Origin of the sequence: Corynebacterium mustelae (assembly GCF_001020985.1) — a bacterium.
Classification (GTDB): Bacteria; Actinomycetota; Actinomycetes; order Mycobacteriales; family Mycobacteriaceae; genus Corynebacterium; species Corynebacterium mustelae.
This window is the reverse complement of record NZ_CP011542.1, coordinates 2,355,273-2,375,765: the sequence shown is the minus strand read 5'-3', so window position 1 is coordinate 2,375,765 and position 20,493 is coordinate 2,355,273. Positions and strand designations below refer to the sequence as shown.

Genomic DNA, 20,493 nt, shown 5'->3' with positions numbered 1-20,493 from the left:
TTGATGTGTAAATAACGACAAGAGCCAAGGATAACACGGCTTTTTCGTTTTAGGCATTGGTAAAATTACCTACTAATCTTAGACGCCGTGACTGAAAACTCCACTTATCAAAGGTTGGCGCCTATCGGATTGATCATTGCCAGCGGAGCCAGCGTCTATATCGGTGCAGCTGTTGCGGTAGGATTATTCGTCGTCTTGCCACCAACCCACGTTGCCTGGCTGCGGGTGTTTTGCGCCGGGTTGATAATGACAATCATTTATCGCCCACATTTTAAAAGCTTCGTGGGCGATAAATCGAAGCTCGCGATGGCCTACGGGGCATCAATGGTGTTGATGAATATTTGTTTCTACAACGCCATTGAGACAATACCGTTGGGGACAGCGGTGGCCGTGGAGTTTTTGGGGCCCATTGTTGTCGGAGCAGTTGCAAGCCGAAAAATTCAACAGTGGGTTGCACTCCTATTAGCTGCAGCAGGGGTGATTGTGCTATCCGGAGCGCAGTGGACAGACAACGCCCGTGGCATACTATTTGCCCTAGGTGCAGCGGCCGGGTGGGGCATGTACATTGCCGTTGGGTTGAAAATGTCGCGGGTATTGTTAGGCAGAAAAGAAACCCAACAAATGCTGGGGGTTGGGTTGCTCTATGGCGCATTATTCGCCTTGCCACTGGTGGTATTTCAGTTTCCTACCTCGGTGCCGATGGACCCGGCTACGATGATTGGATTAGTGGTCGGCCTTGCAGTCTTATCAACGGTTATTCCAAGCTCATTGGAAATCGTCGCCATGCGGCTATCGTCGGCCTCGTTATATGCGGTACTCACTGCACTCATGCCCCTGGTGGCAACTATCTGCGGCGCAGTCATGCTCGGGCAGCTACCCACCGCAATTGAACTGGTCGGTATCGCCTTAGTCGTCGTTGCGGTGATCGTCCGTAGATAGCTCAAAAGCTCTTTATCCTGGTATCTATTGCTACCCTTAAACCTATGCAGCGGTGGGTGTTACATATCGACATGGACGCGTTTTTTGCATCCGTCGAACAACTCACCAGACCCACCCTCCGGGGTAGGCCTGTGCTGGTGGGAGGCACCTCCGGGCGGGGAGTGGTCGCCGGGGCAAGCTACGAAGCCCGCGCCCTGGGAGCACGATCAGCAATGCCGATGCACCAAGCCCGCGCCCTGGTGGGGTTTCGCGGAATTAGTGTACGCCCCAGGCACAAGCTGTACTCGATGGTGTCGCGCCGGGTGTTTCAGTTGGTGGCGGCGCGTGCCGGGGTGATTGAGCAGATCAGTATCGACGAGGCGTTTATGGAACCGCCTGCCTTGGTCGGAGCTTCGCCGGATGAGGTGCGTCAGTGGGCGAATGAGCTGCGTGAGGCAATTAGAGCGGAGACGGGGTTGCCGTCGTCGATAGGTGCCGGGGCGGGTAAACAAGCGGCGAAGATCGGGTCGGGCATGGCCAAACCCGACGGTACGTTCGTGATTTCGCGCGCGGAAGAAGCAGAGATTTTAGGGCCACTGCCGGTGCGGAAACTGTGGGGGATCGGGCCGGTTGCGGAGGTGAAATTGCAGCGAATGGGGGTTTACACCATCGCTGATTTTGCGGCGCTGCCGCCCAAGGAAGTGGAAATCAGCCTGGGTAAAGCGGTCGGATTGTCGCTGTGGAATGTTGCGCGCGGCAACGACACCGCCCCGGTTGCGCCCCGCGCGGAGGCGAAGTCGATTGGTGCGGAATATACCTACCCAAAGGATCTCATCACCCGCACCGAGCTTGACACCGCCGTTGATCGAGCTTTCGCAGCCGCTTTTCGACGCCTTATCGCCGATGGGCGTGGAGCCCGTACTGTCAGCGTCAAGCTAAAACTGGCGGATTTTCATATCGAATCCAGGTCGCAATCCGTGCTGTATGCCACCGACGACCAGTCACAACTGCGCAGCATGGTCGATCTTCTGGTGCGGTACCCGGACGAAGTAGGGCCAATCCGCTTGGTGGGGGTGTCGTTTTCCAATCTGGAAAAGCCAAGCCAAGAAATGCTATTTCCGGAACTGCAATTCGTCAAACCCACCACGATCGTGGAAACGGATTGGGAATCCGGGGTGCGGGGCGACAACACCCACGAAACTGCCATCGATCTACCCGAGGAAACCGAAAGCTCAGAGGAACCGGCGGTGACGTGGTTTCCCACTCAGGATGTGTTCCACCCGGAATTTGGGCACGGCTGGATTCAAGGGGTGGGGCATGGGATAGTGACAGTGCGGTTTGAAACTCGCACTACAACACACAGTTTTACCAAAACATTTGGCGTGTTCGATGAGCAATTACAGGCGGGTGATCCGTTGGACAGTGTGGAGTGGGACGAGTGGTTTATGCGGCAAGAAGCCGAGTAACCACAAAAGGGGGAGAATCGCCCCCGTCGTGTTGGGGGCGAAAACTACAATCATTCGCTATGGAAAACCTCAATGTCCAGATGCTGGTGCCGGAAGATGAATACGCAGAACAAATCGAGTTTTTACGGCGGTGGGATGATGGGCCGAAACCTCCCGGTTGGCAGCTGACCCCTCAAGCGGTCGTGGCGTTTATCTGCGGTGCCGCTGGATTGCGGTTAGCGGGTAACACCCGCATGGATATTCCGCCGAAATTCATTGGTGACAAGGCGTTAGTGGAGCGGTGCGTGGTTACCCTAGCGGGTGCCAGAGGGCTGCTTTTAGTTGGCGAACCCGGTACTGCTAAATCCATGCTGTCGGAGTTACTGGCGGCAGCAATCAGCGGAACATCAGCTCTAACGGTGCAGGGCAGTGCGGGGACCACTGAAGACCAACTACGATACGGCTGGAATTACGGACTGCTGCTTGCCGAGGGCCCAAGCATCAACGCATTAGTGCCTTCTCCGGTGCTTACGGCGATGACCAGCGGGAAAGTGGCTCGAATCGAAGAGATTACCCGGTGTCAACCGGAGATTCAAGATAGCCTGGTGCCGGTATTATCGGAGCGTCGAATAGCTATTCCCGAATTAGGCGATTACAGCGTGGCTGCCAGGGAAGGCTTTTGCGTTATCGCCACCGCGAACTTGCGCGACCGCGGCGTTTCCGAGATGTCAGCGGCGCTGAAACGTCGTTTCAATTTTGAACACATCGACCCGATTGCGGACAAAGCTGCCGAAATCGCATTGGTGAAAAGCCGAACCCAGCGCGCAATAGCGGATGCCCATGCCATCGTCGATGTGGACGACTTAGTGGTGGAAACGTTGGTCACAATTTTTAAAGACCTCAGAACAGGCATCACCTCAGAGGGGTGGAGCGTTGCCCAACCATCAACTGTCATGTCAACGGCGGAGGCGGTTGCTATTTCAACCTCCATTAGCTTGGCATCGGCCTATTTTCCGGATTCTGGCACCCAATTGGGTCTGATCCCGGGGCACATCCTCGGTGCGGTGCGTAAAGACGACGAAAAGGACAGCGAACGGATCGTTGCCTATTTCGATAAAGCCGTCCAGCGTCGGGCGAAGGCTAACCCCAATTCGCCATGGTCTACTATCTGGGAACACCGCGATGACATCAGTTAAACCTTATGATCTCGAAGCGGCATTGGAGCAGCTTGGGCACCACGAGAATATTTTCGGCATCCGGCATCACTCGCCAGCATGCGCCCGCATGGTGGTGGAGGCCGCCGAAGAACTGAACCCCGAAGCAATCGCGGTGGAATTACCCGCCGACCTCCACGATTGCATCACGTGGCTAGCGCATGACGAAACCACGGCGCCGATCGCCATTGCTGCGGCAGTGACGGGGGACCCGCACTCGGGGTGCTTGTACCCGTTTGCGGATTTTTCGCCCGAGCTTGCGATCATCCGGTGGGCACATAAGCGAAACATCCCGGTCCACGCCATTGATTTGCCAGTTGGTGCGCCGAAACATCCATGTGTCGGTGAGGACGAAATTGAAGTTCAGGAACACCAAGAACGCATAGCTGAGGTTATCAGCCAGGAAAGCTGGGATACACAGGTAGAAACCGCCGCGGTGGGGCAGTCGTGGCATAATATCCAAACCGCAGCATTGGCGGTGGGCGCTGCAACTAGGTTTCTACAACCGCCGGATTATCACACTTTAAGGCGGGAAAAATTTATGCGCCAGGCGCTTAGAAAGCTGCCTGGCGTCACACTGGTAGTGGTTGGATCATATCACTGTTTAGGCTTGCTCGATAACAGTGCGAACGACACCACCCCCGATCTGGAAACCGACTGGTCACTGGTTACTGCCTCGGTTGTTCCGTATTCTTTCGCACAACTTGATTCCCGGTCCGGGTACGCGGCTGGGATTCGGGACCCCTGGTGGCAACAAGCAGTTATGGGCAAAAGCCGCGCCGAAGTGGTGGATGTTGTTCGGGACGTGATGGTATCGGTCACCCGTGAGCTTCGGCACCAAGGTCATCCGGCTGGAACTGGAGAGACCATGGAAGCGGTCCGCGTCGCATTAGACTTGGCCAGCTTGCGGAAATTGCCAAGCGTGGGGCGTCGTGAAGCCATCGAGGCCGTGACCACCGTGTTTGCCCACGGTGAAATCTTAGGTCGAGGTCGTGCGGTCGCCCAGGCGCTCCAAGAGGTGTTGGTAGGCGATAAAAGGGGCTCGGTTGCGCCAGCGGCACCACACCCGGCACTGGTTGTCGAGATCAAACACCAATTGGCTTCCGTGAAACTGCCGTCGGAAATCAAAGAACCGTCAAAAACGCTTAGGGTCGATCCGTTCAGCGGCCACACCGCGCTGAAACGACACGTGTTGTTCAAACAGCTTGAGGTTTTGGGTATTCCGTACACAACCGACAAAACCGAAGGCACCCAACGCGGATTGAAGGCGCAAGGGTACACGATTACTTGTACGTGGAGTCCCGGTGCGGAGACCGCGACCAATCTTGCCGCAGCGCACGGTGTTACCGTGGAGCAAGCCGTGGCCCATATTCTATTGGTGACATTGAATGAGCCTGATGTGCCACTGGACACGTTGCTGACAACATTGGGGGTTGCCATTGGCTGCGGAATTGACCAGGTGGTCAACTATGTTGTGCAAGAACTAACCCGGAATTGGCTCAATTCCCTCAGCCTGCATCAGGCCATTACGGTTGCTGAAACTTTATCCGGGGTGGTCTCCGCTACGGACGCTGGCGCCCTGTTGCTGGCAGACGACACTAAAAACCGGTGTGTTAGCCTTGCCGACGAATTAGCGCCGATCATTATTTCCAGCGTTAATGGCATCGCCGGTTCCACTGATCCCCACGATGCCAGGGCATTAGGGCACTTGATGTCCTTTGGCACCGAATACGCGGGTCTGCTTAAACACACACTGTACCGGTTGAAAACGCATGGCAGTACGCTTATGCAAGGAGCTGCCTATGCGCTTGCCCCCGATGACGATACGAAAGCGTTAGTGGGATCGTGGACCGACCAGGCGTCGAAACCATACTTGGTGGGATTCCTTTCCGCATTGGGGCCAGCCTGGCCGGATTCGTATTTGCTTGACGAGTTTATCGACAACATTGAAACCATCGCGGACAGCGCATTCATAAATATGCTGCCAAGTTTCAGATCCACGTTTGATCTGACATCAGCGGGGGAGCGCGAAGCGTTTCTTGATCGGCTCTACGAACGCATTGGGCACATCGATACGACACTTGATCCGCAGCGCGCCGTAGAGTTTGCCACGGAAGATGCCCGCGCCCGGGAACTTCTTGACGCCTTAGGGTTGATGGACCTTTCCTTCGATCCAGCTACCCGGTGGCGATTGATCCTCGGTGCCCAGCCGGATCAACTAACCGGTACAGCGCAGAAAATGGCGACGGCCTTGGATGAACTCTATGGTTTTAGCCCGAATGGGGACGCATCACCTGGTGATGGCCGAATAACTGCTGGGCATAAGCCTGGCACTATCTCCGCCCGGGTATGGAAAGAAGACATCGAGTCACTATTTGGGCATCAAGGGGTTCAAGAAATCTTCGGTGATGCACTTGAAGCTGGGCGCGGTGATGTGGCGGCCGCACTCGACCCTGATTCGGTGACACCTAGCGTGGATTCGTTGAAGACCATTTTGAATTTGAAAGGTGCATTACCAGAAGCGCGGTTAGCGAAACTGCGCCCCATAGTCGCTCGCATCGTATCGGAGTTGAGTAAACAACTCGCCACCACGGTCCGCCCCGCACTGACGCAACTGACCAACGTGAAAACGTCGACGAAGAAATCCCCCAGGCTAGCGTTGGCCGCGACGATTCGGGCGAATCTCACAAACGTCGTGGAACACGATAATCGGCGCACAATCGTCCCAGTCAATCCGAGGTTTTACCAGACGCAGACAAAAATTTCGCCGTGGCACATCATCGTTGTTGTGGATGTTTCCGGGTCGATGGAAGCTTCCACCATCTATGCCTCCATGACCGCAGCGATTCTTACGCAAATCCGCACACTAAAGGTACATTTCGTCACTTTCGACACACAGGTCATCGATTTAAGCGACCACGTCGAAGACCCACTAGCGTTGTTACTCGAAATCTCCGTCGGCGGCGGAACCAATATTGCCAAGGGACTGATGTATGCCGAAACGCTTATTGAAAATCCCACCCGAACCGCAGTCATTCTCATTACAGACTTTGAAGAATATGGTTCGATCAATCGACTAGTTGATACCGTTCGGCGGCTCCACGACGACGGGGTGAAACTGTTAGGCTGCGCAGCCTTGGATGATTCCGGTGTCGCTACTTACGACGAAGCAGTGGCTCGACAGGTAGCCAGCGCCGGAATGCGGGTTGCCCAAGTGACCCCATTGGAGCTGGCCAGGTGGGTAACGGAGGTGCTAGCGTGACCTACCAATTACCAGCGCAGCTAATCCATGACATCATCAGTGACCTGCCCACTCGGCTCAAGAAACGCGCCGATGCACTCGCGCAGGATGCCCAAACGTGGACGATTAGCGATGCGCCCCTAACGATCACGATTGGTACAAATACCGTTACCTTTAGTGAAAACGAATTAGCCTGCGACTGTTTGCTGTCACCTAAATGTGCCCACTGCGGGGCCGTCGCGCTTGCCGCCGATGTCGCTGACGACACCCCAATCGCGGCAGCCACACCCGACAGCAAGCCACAGGAAGAAACCGTCCCGGCTTTATCGACATCCGAACAGCAAGCGGCGTTGCGTACAGCAAGTGATCTTATCCAACCAGTGTTAACGGAATTGATAACCTACGGATTGCCCGCGCTCAGTCCGCTCAGTTACGCGCAGCTGGTTGCCGCTGTTCACCATGCGCGCACCCATAAGCTTTATCGCTTGGAACGCGCCCTGACAGCCGTGGTTACGGTTCGCAACAGGATCCGTGGCGGCAACCAGCGCACCGGGCCACGTCGACAAGCGATCACCCAGGCATTCGGAAACCTCCTGCAAATCGCCCACCTTATTTCCCACCAACCCGACAACCCCGCCACCATCGGTGTGGCACGACGCAGCTACACCGAACTAACCCCAGGGCGCGACGACGGAACCTTCACCCCAATCTTCGCCGAGCCCGTTGTCACCGACTCTGGCTTTGCCGGCGTAGTGGTGACCTTGGCCGATAAAACCGGGAAGCTATATACAGTGGGCAAAACCCCGCCAGGGACTCTCAACGATGTTGCCAAAGTATGGCACGGTCCCGTCCGGCTTGGCGACATCAACACCAGTTTCACCGAGCTATCCACCCGAACAGTCATCATTTCCGGCGGGTCTGCGAGCACGGACGGCCGCATCGGATCAGGCAAAAACATTCGCGCTGCCCAAGGCCGGGCTGTTACTTGTGGCGACGTCGCAACCATACCCGGCGTCGACACCGTTACCGGCACTCCTAGTTACGCGGATCTCGCCAAAATATCATTCGGTCCCGGTTCCGACTACTTTTTTAGTCGCACCGCCACTCAGTGCGGGGTGGCGGGACTGGTGGCGGATGTCCTTGATGCCGAAACCATCACGCTGGTTGTCCACGACCGGATAATAAAAGCCGTATGGATCGACGAAACTCGGCTTATTCCGGGCCTTGACCGGCGCGGTGCCGACATCGCAGTCGTTAGCCCCAACAAAGAGTTAGGCTATATCGATCCCAGTCCCACAACCGTGGTCTATTCGTGGTTACAGCGCATCGCGCTTCAAGGCCAGTCCGGTGTACATCATGAGCAGTTGAAAACCGATCGGGCCCAGCTGCGTGCGATGAATGCGCCCACCGGGGCGGAGTTGCTGGAACGAATTGCCACCCACTACACGATCCCACACATCACAGCCTTGGCATTTTACTGCCTAGGCAATTAACCCCAAAAGGATCATAATGCGGCCGATTTCTATCACGGAATACACCGAAACGACAACAGAGTTAATCCCTAAAACAACGTTTTTTACCAACTCCGATTGTGAAAACAACGAAGCGGAAAACACTGCCGTGTGCGTGACCGAAGAAGCGGACGAAACCAGCCCCGGCGGCAAGCGTCAATATCACTGGACTTTTAGCCGCCTGGACGCCGATTCCGTGCAGGTTACTGTCGCGGATTCCACCGTAACCACGCTCGGAACACTCGCGCTACCTGACCCGTTTGGTGATTCCACCATCGACATAATCCCGCTTCCTGATGCCGATCGCGTCGTCATTTCTCTCGCGGCCGGGCAGGACGGTAGCCAAGATTATTGCGTCCAATTCGACGGCCAAAAACTTACCACTGCGTATGAATTTCGACCGGAATTAACGTTCATGTTTAGCGTGGGAAATCACGTTATATGTGCAGATTTCTATGACGAAAAACTCGCTGTATTATCGTATCCCGACTTCACATGCGAAATAGAAAGAGAATTCCAGGACTTGGATGAAACGTGTCTGACGAATATCTGGAAAATAACCGATTCCATCGCGGTTATGTGCACAGATGCAGGCCGGTTTTACGCAATCACCATTCCGACATTAGAGGTGATCGGCGAAATAGTAATCACAGGTCACGAACCGCAACCAGATGAACTGGGCATCAATTCCTCCAATATTTCCAGTATGAAAATATCCGACGACGAAGTGATTTTTAATAAAACCTGGTTTGACCGCAACGCGCAGCAACTCGCCACCGCCAATATTCATGTTGGGAAAGAGGAATTTTGTAGGCTGATATCTGACCGCGTGCTTTAAGGAAATTTTTACCGTTTGGGGCGACTTTCGCGATGCCTTTTAAATTTTGCCGGTTACGCCAACGCTATTTTGTTTGGTTGGTACGAGTGGGCTGCGATTGATGAGTTTCACTGATGGTTGATAACTGGCTGGGAAACGATCGTTGTGTCAAAAGGCGAGCTAGGTGGTTCAATTAGAGACGTCCTCAAATGCTCATTAGTGGATAAAAGTAGCTCAGGAAGGCAAAAATAGCGAAAATGCGAAATCTGGCAACCCTGCCACAGTGAAAGGGATATAGTAATGTTCAAGTGAGTTTTTGCTGAAAAATTGATAGGAGTGCAGCTATGGAGATGGCGGGAATCGCTGAGTGGACATTCATAGAAGAAGTGCCGATCCCAGCTGATGTTGTAGGGCTGATGGTACCTGGCGAGCAGCCTGTGGTGGCGTTTAAGACACTACGTGACAGCGCGATTTTCACAACGAAACGGTTGATTGTACGTGATGCCCAAGGATTGCGTGGCAAAAAGGTGGAAATTTACTCTCTTCCTTATTCGTCAATCAATATGTGGTCTACAGAAAACGCAGGAACTTTGGACTTTAACGCGGAAGTCGAATTATGGACACGGGCGGGCAAGATTAAGATCAAAATCGGTCGAGGTCTCGACGTTAGACGCCTCGACATGCTTATCGCTCACAGCATTCTCGGTTCTTCTTAAGCCGTAGAAAACTGTTGGTGTTATCAGGCGGGACACTGATCGCGGGTGGTTGGGTAAAATTTAGAATTCACCGTTGTGATCGTTTATGCGCTTTGGTTGTATCTACACACAGGGGAGAATAAACAACTATTTCTCCCTGTGGATATTTTCCCTTTCGGCTACAAGGAAATCCTTCATTCCAATAGATTTCGAAGCTTATTCAGTTGCTGGGTTTTTGTTGGAGGGGTGCTGTGGTGGTCGTGTGCTGGAAGATGGCGGATAAGGATATCTGTTTTACCTTGAATCTAAGACACAATTTAAGCAGCCATCCTGGTGCCACTGATCTCCTGATGAAACTGCGCCTGGCGGAAAGGTGGTAGTGGTGTTTTAATGGGTGTCATGAGTGAAGCTCGCCTTTATCTTGTCGGCTCAATCGTTATGGGAATCGCTGCAATTGTTGTTTTATTTGCCCACAATTATCTAGCGGCGTCAGCAATGCTGATGTCCTCGGCTTTAGCTGGACAACATCACCGGGTCCTGAAACACGGTATGAATGGTGGATATCCGCAGAATAATGCGGACGTAGCTTGAATGGAAAATGCAGCTGCGGCATATGGTGCTTTCAATAAAGCACGAAAATTAGGTGTTAGGTATTAGATATGATGCGTTCGCGTCATATTGATAGCGGTCTTATCGATTGAGTAACTGTGTGTATTTAGCGATAGATTTCACGCCGATGGCCTACCCGGAGCACAAGAATAATGAGCTCTTGGTCTTGGATATCATAGATTATCCGATAGCTGCCTACCCTTATGCGATACTCACCATTTCCGCCCCAAAGCTGAATGCATCCGTGCGGTCGTGGGTTGTTTGCTAGTTCGCCGATCGCGCTCGCAATTCTTAGGGCAGTGAGCCTGTAAGCTTTCTCATTGCTTGTGCGCCAGAAGGGACCTAGCTAATTTCGTGGGGCAGAGGTAAAGCATCAGATCCCTAGTTCGCGGATGAGTTCATCATTTAAGACACGTCCGTTCTCGTTGCGTGCTTCGGTTGCTGCGCGAATATCCTCTTGTTCTTCGATCGCTTGCACTGCTTGATCGTAAAACTCAGGTGAAACCACAACTGCGCGACGCCTAGCTCCACGCGACGTGACAACTACGGGTTCGCGCTGCGCAGCCGCGATGTAGTCGCTTAGTTTATCGCGGAATTGGGAAAGGGGTACGTGCATCATTGCCCCTAGCGTACTACTTGTACACGTTGTGCGGCAGGGTGCGTGAAGCTAATCATCGCGGCTGAACACTCACGTAGTTTCGTGTTTCGAAAACCCACATATTTTCGGCTTCAAGGCTGAATGTGTCTGCGGCTGTAAACCGATGTGAGCACAGGTTTTCACCAGCCTCTAGGGGTGGTAGTTCCGGGCGTTAGTCGCAGCTTGTGCTTCGAGTGTTGAAAGGTAGTCAGCGAAGCTAGGTGCGATGACGCGCCACTCGTCGGCGTCGTGTACTGACCACACAACTTGGCCCACTTTGCCGCCTTCCGCTGGGTTGAAGTCGAGGTACACGTCGTAGAAAACACGGTCGGTGCCGATCCACATGCGCTGATTCATGGGGATTGTCGGGTCGATTCGCGGGTCAAGGAGACTTTCCCCTTCGGCGCGAATCGTGTCCATACCGTAGTAGTCTTCGAGGCTTTCCGTCTCGTTATAGTCGAGGATGTCTTGGCAGGAGTTCAGGCAGGCGGACTCAACATATCCATCCACTTCACGGAAAAACACCAGGAACCCTCGGAAGTCACCCTTGTGCCATGTTCCATCCGCTTCCCGCAGTAAGCAGAGAAGTTCAGGTGGGGCGAGTGGGTAGCGCGAAACAACTGCCGCGATTGTATCCTCGGTGGCCGGGGTGGGGATGCGCGGCGGAAGCTCCACCCCATAATCAGGCTGGCCATCGGCAGGTGTAGTTGGCCACGTGGTGGTCACCGTTTCATAGAATGTGCGCAGGTAGGAGGTCATTGTGGCGGTTCTTTCGTTGCAGGCGGGAGGGTGAGGGCTTGGACAGTGGCAATGATTTCATTCACCATATCTGCAAGCACCACATCGCCGCATGTGAATTCGTGTACTGATTCCGGCTCCGCTAGCAGGCGCGTGGCGTCGCTGACAGTGCAGGCCCGCATTTTCCTGCTCACATCGAGGTTGCGCACCCGAAGATAGTGCAGTGCTTGTAGCGGTAACCATTCCAGTGGGTGGGCTGCGCTTAGCGGGGTGGGCGCTGGGGTGATGGGGAGGTTGGTGGCGGCGTCGAAAAGCTCATTGCCCACAATCCATGTGCCGCCACCTGGTCGTTTCATCGCGGTGCACAGGCCAAACGGGCCGCTGAACTGCCCCAGTGGGGTGAAAAGAACAGTGTCTTCGTCCGCATTGCCGCCGAACATGATGCAGTAGTGTGTGCCGTTCTCATCGCCCAACGGCGAGTCGCAGGTGTTAGGTGTGGTGCGGGTGAGGGTGCTGGAAAAGTTGAACCATTCCCCCGGGCGCATCTGAGGGGGTTTCCCAAGCAGTGTTTCCCACACGTAGGCGTCGAACTCGTCGCGGCTGAGCGTTTCGCCGGTATTGACGCAGGTGACAGGGCTGAGCATGGGGTGTGGGGTGGTGTGGTCTGGGGTGAAGAAAAATGTGGGGTCGAGGCCGAACAGTTCCCCGTACGGTTGCTGGGTGAGCCTCGGTGTGAGCGGGGTTGACCCAAGATACCAGGTGTCGCCGATTTTCTGTGCGTCGGAAAATTCGCGCTCCATCAGGGGCGCGGGCGTGTCAAAGGCGCGGGGTATTCCCTCGCGAAGCCACAGGTAGTGCCACGTTCCGCGCGTGTCGCAATACTCGACGTAGGTGTCACGCCCGGTGTCGACGGCGTGCTTGAGTTGCGTGTGGGCGGGAATTGTTGCGCTGCGTCGCTCATCGCCGACAAGGAGGGTCACGGTGTGCCCGTCGGAGACGGCGACGGTGGGGAAGTCGCAGCACACAAGGGTTGGGTCGAAGGTTTTCCTCGCGACGGTTTCCTCAAATGCCGGCCACGTGTATTCGCGAAGCGACCCCAGCCGCAGCCGTGCACACACTTCCTCCGCCGCGTCGACGTGCATGATTTCGCGGTGCGCGGCGGGGTTGAGCGCGGCGAAACGCGGGTTGGACAACAATCGGCGTACCGGTTGCAGTTTCGCCCAGCGCGACACAGACCCTTTCGCTTGTCGACGCCGACCCGCCACCCACCCCAACCACCGGGCGACAAACGCGCAGGTTGCAGGAGTAGAAAGCAGCCTGGTGAGAATCCGTTCGAGCTGCCCAGCAGGCTGCGCGTAGAGGCTTGCACAGAGCGTGTCCTGGATGCTTTCCTTCCCACACAGTGCGCCCAAATCCCTCATCCCTGTGTCAGCCCAGCTGGTGAAGTTCAGCGCGGACTCGTCCTCCGGCCACTTCGTGGGAAGAAACTCCCACGTGATTCCCGCAGCGGTGAGTGCATCAAGGTAATCGAGGTGAACCCCGCTTTGTGGAAGCGCGAAAGTTTCGGAAAGTTGGTGCCCCACGGTATCGATCGCGTCAAGAACGTCAGGGTCTGGGTGCCCAAGGAACGTGGAACAGTCGCGGGCGTGGGTGAAAATAATGCCCAGCCACGTGCCAAAAGTTTCCGTTGAGGAAATACGCTGCCATTTCCGCTGCCGTTTCAGGCTGCGCACGTACTGTGAAACGGTGCATGGCCTAGTGGGCATGTGGTGTAAGTGTGGGAACTGAGAAGTCATGAGGAATACAAGTATTCGAGATAGTCAGGGATCTGGTCAAGAGCGGGCAGATCAACCCCGAATTCTTTTATTGATGCTATGTCGGCAATGATTCCGGCGATGGCCGCGGCTAGAACTTCATCGTAATCGGCGAAGGTGAGGATTTCTGTGGGGTTGTCGAGAAGCGCCTTCGCCTGCTCAGGTGTGCACTCGCGCATGCGTTGGCTGACGTCCTCATGTCGAACCGTGAGGTGGTGGAACCCCATAACCGGCAGCTTATGCAGGTTGTGTTCGTCGCCTGTGTGCGTGCGGGAAAGTGCGATTTGGGTGCGTGTTTCGCCGTCGCAAACCTCGCACCCGGAGGCGAACCAGATGCCGCCACCGGGGCGGGTGAGGGGAGTCCGCGCCCCGTCGCCAACCGTGAAGTAGCCTAAGGGGCCGAGAGCTACGGATTCGTCGTCGATATCAGCTTCAAAGCGGTAACAGAAGTGGTAGTTGTTGATGGCACCGAGCGGCGAGGCGGCGGTTTCTTCTGTGACGGGGTGAATGAAGCTGGAAAACCGAAAGCTCAGCTCATCTGGTATTTCGCGAATACCATCAGGGAAGACTGAGATACCTGGGAGCGTCCCGGCGCGTAATTGTTCGTGGAAAATCTCCCACGTGAGGTCTGGGGCCTTACCGTGAAGGATTGTCGGGCCGGGTGTGGTGGGCACGTACATGCGGTGGTAGAGGATGTTTTGCCCGAAAAGTTCCCCTGCGGGTTCGGTAGTGAGTTCTTTACCGGGGGTCAGTTCCACGTCGCCGAAGAAGGTGCGGTTACCTAAGATGTAGCTGTCGGTGTGGAAAGCATTAAGGATGTGCGCGGGGGTTTCATATCGGGTGGTGGTGTTGGTGCTTGCCCACCAGTAGCTGGCACCTTCGGGGTCGTCGAAGTGGAGGAATAGATCATCTTCGACAGGGATTGCTCGCCGGAGGTTTTCGTGAGTAGGGATAGTGAAGGTGCGGGGGTGCTCACCGCCGAGAAGGGTGAGGGTGGTGCCGTCGGCGACACTCACAAACGGGAAGTGCTCGGTGATGAAAACGTCACCGTCAATGTCAGCCATGACCTTTTCGTATTCCGGCCACGTGTATTCCACAAGTGTTCCGCGCTGGAGCCGCACAGCAAGCTCTGCCGCCGGGTCAAAGCGAAACAAAGTGTCGATGGCGTCGGGGTTAAGTTCGTGCAGGTCGGCCCGCTGCAACCAGCCGTAGTCTTTCAAGAAATCCTCCCACGCCTCCTGGGAACCGGCGACGGTGCCGTGCGCCTCGGCCATTCTAGTGAGCTTGTCGACGACCACCTGGCGCGTCGCCGGATAAGCAAGGAGGGTTGCAAGGTCTGTTTCGCAGGAGTCGTTGTGGAAACCGTTGAGAACGAAGGAAAGATCATCGAGGAGGGCGGCGCGAACCTCTGGGACAGTCACGAGGGAATTGAGGTCGCGATTGTGGTGCTCCAACCATGACAAGAAACTGATGTTTTCGGGGTCGATCTGCCACGAAACCCCGCTGGCTGCGAGAGCGTCGAGGTAGTCGAGGTGTATTTTCGAGTCGTGCGCAATGGGGAATACGTGGCTAGGGCTGGGGTGAAGGCCCGTGATTGCTTCAAGGAGACGGTTATCTGAGCGGGACAAGAACCCCCACGAATCGTGAGAAAACACCTGCCCAAGCCACTCGGTGAACGTTTCTTCGGCGGCGGTGATTTCGTCCCAGTGCCCCGATTCCACCAGTGCGTCTACGTAAGCGGTGATGGTGGTGAATGCGGTGATCGCGGGTAGAGGGTGTGCACAATCGTGATTCATGGCTGCTGGAGTTCCTGGTAGGTGGCGTACAGGTGAGTGAGGAATTTCGGGGGCTGGAGTAGATCGGGCAGGTGAATGGCCCCATCGGCGTCGTGAAGGAGGTTGGCGAGGATTCCGGCGATGGCGCTAGCTAAAACCTCGTCGTGGCCAGCGAATGCGAGGATTCGTGTGGGGTCGTCGATGAGCTGTTGCGCCTGCTCATTGGTGCAGCCACGCATTCTGAGACTTGCCTGCTTGTTGCGTATCTGAAGAAAATGGAGGCTTTCGCGGGTCATCCAGTACAGCGGGTGGGGTGTGCCTGTGTGCGTGAGAGCCGTTTCGATTTCGGTGGCGGTTGCGGCGTCGTAAAGCTGACCATCCTGCACCCACAACCCATCGTCGCTGGGGCGCCGCAGCACAACAGGTGGCTGCTCCTCCCACGTGATAGTGCCCAGCGGACCGAGGAAAACGAACTCCTCGAAGTACGGGCCTTCCCAGTAGAACACCAGGCCAACGTGGTGGCCGCCCACCGACCCCAGCGGTGAGGCGGCGGTATCGTCTGTGACAGGGTGGAGGAAGCTCATGCGGGACAGCCGGAATTTTTCGGGAACTGTGCTCAGGTCAAACGAGTCGATTCCGCGTTCGTTTAAAATTTCGCGTAGCACCGTCCGCTCATCGTGCCCACCCCGTCGGGTGACTTCCTCCCACAGCCACGGATCATGGGCAGGAAACAGTGGGCAGCTTGCAAAGTCGTGTTGTGTTTCGGCATAAGACTCATAGTCGGGCCACGTGTATTCCACCACTGTGCCGCAGCGCAGGCGCTGAGCAAACTCTTCGGCCGTGTCGAAGCTGAACATTGTTGCCATCGCGCCCTCGTTCAGCGCATACAATTCACTGCGGTCTAAGGGGGCGCGTATCCGGCGGTACACCTGCCACGCCGGTCGCGACCCGGCATAGTCGACCCGCAGTGCGGCGCATTCGTCGAGCGCCCGCGATAAAAACGCACGCGTGTGCGCGAATCTCAGCAGCTTTTCGACGACCGCGCCGGGCTCGTCCTGCGACCACTCGGCCCAGCGCAACGGGATCGACTTGAGGGCTGCAAAACTGTGGTGTGTTTGGGCAAGCAACGCCGCAAGGTCGCGGGTGCCATATTTCGCCCACGCATCAAGGTTGAGCACGTCCAAGGAGCTGGGGTTTTCCTCCTCCCATTCAGCGTTGTGTTCCCAGCTCACACCGCTGAGGGTGAGGGCGTCGAGGTAGTCGGGATTGACACGTGCGGTATACACCCTCAGCTGCAAGTCGGTGGGGAAAGAGACGGTGAGGAGGGCATCAATCAGCGCGGGGTTTGGCCTGGCCAAAAACTCCCACGAGTAGATTGACATATCGAAAACATGCTGCAACCAACCTGCAAACTCGGCGGCGTTTTGGGTGAGAAGACCCCACTGGCCTAAGTCGATGAGCGTGGTGACGTAATCGTCGATGGTGGCAAAGTTCAACGTGTGATCGTCGGTGAGCACTAATTGAACAAAAGACATGGTTGCATTCTAAGCGCAGGGTTTTCCACGAATCAGGGGTTTGGCCTGAAAATTACCTGTGCACTAGTGCCCATAACCAGGCCGATCACCTAATACATACCGCTGCCACACATGGCGAAACAGCTCGGGGTAGGGCACAAGCGGTGGGCAACTGGGGATTATGGGGCAGTGCGCCGGTGAGTCCCACAGCAGGTAGTGGGGTTTCTTCCACACCTCCAACCCCACGCCGGTCTCGGATTTGTTTAGCCACCCACCGGGAACAAACACTTTCCGCCCGGATCCTTTCCGCTCCGCCTGGACCACCAACTTCGCAGCCACCAGCTCTTGCGATGCTGCATTTAACTGCGCGGGCTTCCACCCGTTCCAGCGTTTAATGTTGGCATCTCCAGGGTGGGCGAGTGCAAGCAGCTGGAGGAAGTACCGCGCAGCATCTGGCGAAATGCCAAGGGTGTGCGCGGCCTCGGCGACACACTCCGGGGCGCTGTGCTTCGGATCGTGAGCATCCCCCACAAGTGGGGTGCCGGTGCGTAGGTAACCTACTACTTCATCTAGGTATCCCTCGGCCACCGCCCGTGGGGAATGCTCTGCCGGTTCGCTGGCTTTAAACCTACTCGGATCAAGCGTGGAACCCAACGCAATATGGGAGTCGGCCACCTGATAGCTGCGGAACGCCTCGATGCGTTCGGCAAGGTTACATGCTGGAACACTCCCAGGTGCTACTTGGTCCCATAGGCGCAGATAGGCGTCGAAAAGCGTGTGCTGATACCTTGGCTCCACCGCCTGGTAGTCCGGCTGGGAACTAAAGAACGCCGCACCCGTGTGCGCAACATCGGCCGCAATGTCGGTAAACGTGGCGTCGTCAAGGTGAATCCACGGGGTACCGAAAAGCTCTCGCCACATGGTGGTGATCTGGTGAACTTGTGGGCCTGTGCGCAGGTAATCGTCGTGCCAACCAGCCCCCATGACCAGCGCAAGCTCACTACCAAGACAGCCGTGGTGAATATCCTCCGCCTGCCCCAGAGCCCGATTCGACAGCTTCAATGCTTTGCGCTGATGCTCAGGCCACGAGTAGAAAGACCCCACCTCCGTGTAAACACCGGCAAACAACACCCGCCAGAGAATGGGCGGGAACGCAGTGTCCATCGCCAGGGCTTGCGCAACCTCATCCAGCGCCACATTTTCCCAGCCAAGCCGCGGTTTCTCATCTGTTTTGCGGGATGAATGCCAGGTAAGAATGTCTGCTAGCCCGCGGCGGAAGGTCTCGGCGGGAAGGAACAACGAAGCCCACCCGGAATCCTCAGGGGGTTCCGCCAGCCCCTTTTCCGTCAGTCGCACATATCCCTCCCGGTCACGTAGGACAAGGCACGAATTCACCCACATAGCCTGACCACGCGCAAGGGAAGGCGAGAAATCCTCCAGTTTCTCCATGCACCAACGCCCAGCCAACCCCACATCCACACACCAGGAGAAAAACACGCACAATTCCTCCGCCACATCGGGGTCAAGCAGGGGACTGGCAAGGCGGGTGAGAATATATTTTTCACACCCAACCCCCAACGGCACGTAAAGCCCTACCTGATCCACAACCACACCACCAGCCTGCGGCGCAGCCAAAACCTCAGCCAAACGGTGCGCCAGCGCAACCCGATCACAGTAAAACGCCTGCGGGCCGACAAAAAACTGGTGCAACACATCCATCGCCGCATCACCCAACACCGGCGGCGCGGGAACCACACCGTCCCCAAAAACCGTGCGATTACCTAGGGTTTCCTCCCGAGCTGCCCCGCGCGGCGTGCCTTCATACACAGCCCCAGCCGCCACCAGCGCCTCACGATACACCGCATGGATACCCACATGGGTTACATCAAACGAAACCCCCGCAACCAATTCGGGGTGCGCGGTGATGGCGTCGACAAGCTCCATACACGGCGACTGCAAAAACTCCCTGTACCTACGGGCGTGCGCAAACACCATCTCAAGCCACCCACACCACGCCGATGAATCCCGCACCAGCTCATCCCACACCCCAGTCTTCTGCAACCCCAAAATATAGTCACCCACCGCCGCCCGGCGCGGCACCACATCACGTAACACACACCCCAACTCAGGGTCCTTCCGCGCAGGCAGTACACGAACAATCTCGTGGATTAGTGACCCCGGGGAGCGCACAAACGCGGCCGAAGAAACATACGCAGCACAAAAATCCTCATCCACCTGGGCCTGCGACAACCCCGCCTGTGTGCCCAACCGGCGCACATCGGCCATAGCACCCGCATAAGCGGGCACACCACGCTCCGCCTGCCCCAAAACAACGCCCAAGAAATACTCATACGCATTCTTCGGCGCCATGCGACGGGAAACAACCGTCGCCTCCTTCCGCAACACGCCAGCCCCCGCCACCCCATACGCGGCAAACTCCCGAAACACCGCCGCACGACGCGCCGGGTCGATGGGGAGCGCATGAATATCTTCAATGTCGCGGGCGCAGCCGAAAAACTGCTTGGCCAAATCCTCCCGCCCCAGGCCCACGAGAACACGGGCACCTTCTTCAAAAAATGCTGGCAAAAGGTGCGGGGTTTGTGATTCGAGTTGTGCGCGAACGGTGTAGAAACGATCCAGCACCGCACGAGGGTGTACACGGGCAGTTGTGCGTGCCCACGCCACGTCCGCCACCAGCTTCGCAATGCGTATCGCTTCCTGCGGGGTTGCCGCCGTATCCCATGCCGCGAAACCACCCGCGCGAGTGTGCGTGACCCCCACCATGTGCTGTGAGGTTGGGGTGAAGCCGAAGTGTTTCAGTGCCGCCTGTTCCGCCGCCACCTGCGGTTTCGGCACAAGCCGCACCACAGGTGCCGCATAATGCGCGTTGTCGAAGCTTAAAGCAATCAGGGGGTGTTGCTGGGTTGAGCGATTCATGGTGCACGGTACTTTCTCGCACGAGATTAGTGTCTGTCCTAGATTAATAAAGTTTTTGCTTGTCGACGCCGAAAACTCACCGTCATCCTCGGCACGCGGATGTGGGGGAATTTTTTGCCTAGTGGTGGCTAGACTTTCTTTGAAAGCAGGGTGCGTCTGTGAAGGAGTTGTGGCGGTGGATCAGCAGGAGATTGCACGAATCCTCACCATTTTGGACGATATTGAAGACGGCATCGTGGAAACCGACTACGAGTTGTTTATCCAGAAAACTTTCCGCTTCATCGAGGCGGAAATCGTCCCGCTTGCTAAGGATGCCAAGAGTGCAGAGTCGTTGGCTCACCTTGTGGAATACGGGGAACGCTTTCTCTCAGGGGAATTATCCGCTGCGGACTTGCAATCGGCATGGGACGTATCGCCCGCGAAGCGGATAGCTCGCTCTGATGATCTTCGTGAAAAAGCTATCGCGATTGTCACCTCCTTTTGCGTGAGCGCGGATTTCCTCACCAACGTCACCCCCGACGACCAGCAAGATTCCCACGTTTCCTACCTGGTTCATTGGCTCTACGGCATTAACCAAAATACGACGTTGTGTGAAAAGTTCTATTCCTTGTTTGTGTGAAAGGAGTGT

The 20,493-nt window shown here is 56.1% G+C and carries 16 protein-coding genes; 9 read left to right on the top strand and 7 right to left on the bottom strand.

What is annotated here, in order from left to right:
* Nucleotides 1–87: 87 nt before the first annotated feature.
* The 8 genes from CMUST_RS10510 (at nucleotide 88) to CMUST_RS10475 (ending at nucleotide 10,432) form a co-directional block, all read left to right on the top strand.
* Nucleotides 88–939: an EamA family transporter gene (locus tag CMUST_RS10510; protein ID WP_047262484.1), complete on the top strand. Its 852-nt coding sequence runs from the start codon at nucleotides 88–90 to the stop codon at nucleotides 937–939.
* A 44-nt stretch (nucleotides 940–983) separates the two neighbouring features.
* Entirely contained in the window at nucleotides 984–2,384 is a 1,401-nt protein-coding gene (locus CMUST_RS10505; RefSeq protein ID WP_047262483.1) for a DNA polymerase IV, read from the top strand.
* 59 nt (nucleotides 2,385–2,443) lie between these two features.
* Nucleotides 2,444–3,559, top strand: coding sequence for an ATP-binding protein (locus CMUST_RS10500; RefSeq protein WP_047262482.1), 1,116 nt, complete (start codon nucleotides 2,444–2,446; stop codon nucleotides 3,557–3,559).
* Nucleotides 3,546–6,839, top strand: a complete 3,294-nt coding sequence (locus CMUST_RS10495) for a DUF5682 family protein (protein ID WP_047262481.1) — start codon at nucleotides 3,546–3,548, stop codon at nucleotides 6,837–6,839. The genes CMUST_RS10500 and CMUST_RS10495 overlap by 14 nt, the downstream gene beginning before the upstream one ends.
* Entirely contained in the window at nucleotides 6,836–8,311 is a 1,476-nt protein-coding gene (locus CMUST_RS10490) for a hypothetical protein (protein WP_047262480.1), read from the top strand. The genes CMUST_RS10495 and CMUST_RS10490 overlap by 4 nt, the downstream gene beginning before the upstream one ends.
* 16 nt (nucleotides 8,312–8,327) lie before the next feature.
* Nucleotides 8,328–9,167 carry a hypothetical protein gene (locus CMUST_RS10485; RefSeq protein ID WP_047262479.1) on the top strand — a complete coding sequence of 280 codons (840 nt, stop codon included), beginning with the start codon at nucleotides 8,328–8,330 and terminating at the stop codon, nucleotides 9,165–9,167.
* A gap of 323 nt (nucleotides 9,168–9,490) precedes the next feature.
* Nucleotides 9,491–9,862: a PH domain-containing protein gene (locus tag CMUST_RS10480; protein WP_047262478.1), complete on the top strand. Its 372-nt coding sequence runs from the start codon at nucleotides 9,491–9,493 to the stop codon at nucleotides 9,860–9,862.
* 378 nt (nucleotides 9,863–10,240) lie between these two features.
* A complete protein-coding gene (locus CMUST_RS10475) occupies nucleotides 10,241–10,432 on the top strand; it encodes a hypothetical protein (RefSeq protein WP_144414192.1) in 192 nt (63 codons plus the stop codon).
* 124 nt (nucleotides 10,433–10,556) lie between these two features.
* Here the strand turns inward: CMUST_RS10475 and CMUST_RS16375 are convergent, their stop codons facing one another.
* The 7 genes from CMUST_RS16375 to CMUST_RS10445 all read right to left on the bottom strand — a co-directional run bounded on the left by CMUST_RS16375 (nucleotide 10,557) and on the right by CMUST_RS10445 (nucleotide 19,865).
* Entirely contained in the window at nucleotides 10,557–10,727 is a 171-nt protein-coding gene (locus CMUST_RS16375; protein WP_236690203.1) for a type II toxin-antitoxin system RelE family toxin, read from the bottom strand.
* A 96-nt stretch (nucleotides 10,728–10,823) separates the two neighbouring features.
* Nucleotides 10,824–11,069, bottom strand: a complete 246-nt coding sequence (locus tag CMUST_RS10470; RefSeq protein WP_047262476.1) for a type II toxin-antitoxin system Phd/YefM family antitoxin — start codon at nucleotides 11,067–11,069, stop codon at nucleotides 10,824–10,826.
* Between the two features lie 168 nt (nucleotides 11,070–11,237).
* On the bottom strand, nucleotides 11,238–11,846 hold the full coding sequence (locus CMUST_RS16040) for an SMI1/KNR4 family protein (RefSeq protein ID WP_052844672.1): 609 nt from the start codon (nucleotides 11,844–11,846) through the stop codon (nucleotides 11,238–11,240).
* Nucleotides 11,843–13,591 carry a hypothetical protein gene (locus tag CMUST_RS10460; RefSeq protein WP_158408224.1) on the bottom strand — a complete coding sequence of 583 codons (1,749 nt, stop codon included), beginning with the start codon at nucleotides 13,589–13,591 and terminating at the stop codon, nucleotides 11,843–11,845. Before CMUST_RS10460 ends, CMUST_RS16040 begins: the two co-directional genes overlap by 4 nt.
* Nucleotides 13,592–13,617: 26 nt before the next feature.
* Nucleotides 13,618–15,435, bottom strand: coding sequence for a hypothetical protein (locus CMUST_RS10455; protein ID WP_047262474.1), 1,818 nt, complete (start codon nucleotides 15,433–15,435; stop codon nucleotides 13,618–13,620).
* Nucleotides 15,432–16,949: a hypothetical protein gene (locus CMUST_RS10450; protein WP_047262473.1), complete on the bottom strand. Its 1,518-nt coding sequence runs from the start codon at nucleotides 16,947–16,949 to the stop codon at nucleotides 15,432–15,434. Before CMUST_RS10450 ends, CMUST_RS10455 begins: the two co-directional genes overlap by 4 nt.
* A 63-nt stretch (nucleotides 16,950–17,012) precedes the next feature.
* A complete protein-coding gene (locus tag CMUST_RS10445) occupies nucleotides 17,013–19,865 on the bottom strand; it encodes a hypothetical protein (protein WP_047262472.1) in 2,853 nt (950 codons plus the stop codon).
* 175 nt (nucleotides 19,866–20,040) lie between these two features.
* Here CMUST_RS10445 and CMUST_RS10440 point away from each other — a divergent pair, with 175 nt between their 5' ends.
* A complete protein-coding gene (locus CMUST_RS10440; protein WP_047262471.1) occupies nucleotides 20,041–20,484 on the top strand; it encodes a hypothetical protein in 444 nt (147 codons plus the stop codon).
* Nucleotides 20,485–20,493: the final 9 nt, after the last annotated feature.